The 1,126-nt window shown below is 75.1% G+C and carries 2 protein-coding genes; both read left to right on the forward strand.

Translation table 11 applies throughout. From position 1 onward, the window contains the following. The first annotated feature begins 154 nt into the window (after nucleotides 1–154). Nucleotides 155–580 carry a copper resistance CopC family protein gene (locus AC2W7G_RS16895; protein ID WP_485869461.1) on the forward strand — a complete coding sequence of 142 codons (426 nt, stop codon included), beginning with the start codon at nucleotides 155–157 and terminating at the stop codon, nucleotides 578–580. After that, nucleotides 577–1,126: hypothetical protein (locus AC2W7G_RS16900; protein WP_485869462.1), on the forward strand; the 550-nt coding region annotated here is incomplete at its 3' end. The genes AC2W7G_RS16895 and AC2W7G_RS16900, both read left to right, overlap by 4 nt.

The raw sequence follows: 1,126 nt of genomic DNA on the forward strand, positions 1-1,126 counted from the left end.
GTGGTGGGCGTGGGCGGTGCCGCTTTTGGCGCTGCGGGAGAATCGACGTCGTGCGCGTACCGACTCCTGAGCCCGTCCGGCTCGGCCTGGCTCTCGCCCTCACCATGCTGCTCGGCGTGGTGGGGGCGGGCCGGCCTCGGCCCACGCGTCGCTCGTGTCGACCGACCCGGCCGACGGCACCAGCGTCGCGGCGGTCCCCGAGCAGGTCACGCTGACGTTCAACGAGAACATCGGCAACCCCGCCTACGTCGCGATCACGGCGCCCGACGGCGAGCAGCTCGAGGTGCGCGACGTGCAGGCGATCGACCAGGCGGTCACCGCCACCGTCGCCCCGTCGGGGATGCGCGGCGTCCACGAGATGTCGTACCGCGTCGTCTCGGCCGACGGGCACCCGGTCAAGGGCACCGTCGTCTTCACCACCACCACCGGCGAGACGGTGTCGCCGGTGGCGACCAGCGCCGACGCGAGCGAGGAGTCGTTCCTGCACCGCCACCGCGAGCACGTCTGGTGGGCGGTCGGCGCCGTCGTCCTGGCCGTCGTCCTCCTGCTCGCCCCGCTGCGCCGGAGGTCGCCCCGATGAGCACCAGCACCACCACCCGTCCCGAGACGGCGCCGCGCGTCGGCGCCGTGCGGTTCACGACCGTGGCGTTCGTCGTCGCGCTCGCCGCCGTCGTGGCCTTCCTGAGCCTCGGCGGCGGAGCGCCGGAGGAGGCACCCCCGGGCATCCCCGACCCCGGCCTCGTCGTCGGCTGGGGCGTGCCGCTGGCCAAGCTGCTCTCGGACGTCCTGGCCGTCGCGGTCGTCGGGTTCCTCGTCCTGGCCGTCTTCCTGCTGCCGGGCCGCGGCGACCGGGTCGAGGGCCTCGCGGTCGACGCGGTGGCCCGTTCCCGGACGGCGGCCGTCGCCTGGTCGGTGACCAGCCTGGCGCTGTACGTGCTGACCGCCGCCGACACCTTCGCCCAGCCCCTGTCCGGCCTGCGTCCGGGCTACGTCGTCTCCTTCGCCGACAGCGAGCTCGGCCGCGGCATGCTGCTGCAGGCCGTGCTCGCCCTCGTCCTCGCCGTCGTGCTGCGCTGGACGGTCGGGGTCCGCGCGCTCGCCCTGGCCCTCGGCCTCGCGCTGGCCA

This window comes from Aeromicrobium sp. PFPM2_SD2, from assembly GCF_057364525.1.